The sequence below is a fragment of the Geobacillus sp. G4 genome (assembly GCF_040327975.1).
Classification (GTDB): domain Bacteria; phylum Bacillota; class Bacilli; order Bacillales; family Anoxybacillaceae; genus Geobacillus; species Geobacillus thermoleovorans.
Genome location: NZ_JBEPJY010000085.1, coordinates 1 through 290, shown reverse-complemented (window position 1 = coordinate 290; position 290 = coordinate 1). Strand labels below are relative to the sequence as shown.

Here is a 290-nt window from a genome sequence, read left to right as displayed (position 1 = left end):
GAGGTCGATAGGTCCGAGGTGGAAGCGTGGCGACACGTGGAGCTGACGGATACTAATCGATCGAGGGCTTGACCTATAAGCGGCTTCTTCCGACGGTTATCTAGTTTTGAAGGAATGAATTCTTCTCATGATGCGGAAGTAGTTCAGTGGTAGAACACCACCTTGCCAAGGTGGGGGTCGCGGGTTCGAGTCCCGTCTTCCGCTTTTCCATCATGCGCTCGTAGCTCAATTGGATAGAGCATCTGACTACGGATCAGAAGGTTAGGGGTTCGAATCCTCTCGAGCGCGTT

The 290-nt window shown here is 52.8% G+C and carries 2 tRNA genes; both read left to right on the top strand.

The annotated features are described in order from the left end of the window. Positions 1 to 132: 132 nt before the first annotated feature. A tRNA-Gly gene (locus ABS784_RS17050) sits at positions 133 to 204 on the top strand. A 10-nt stretch (positions 205 to 214) separates the two neighbouring features. Further along, positions 215 to 288 (top strand) — tRNA-Arg (locus tag ABS784_RS17045). The last annotated feature ends 2 nt before the right edge of the window (positions 289 to 290 follow it).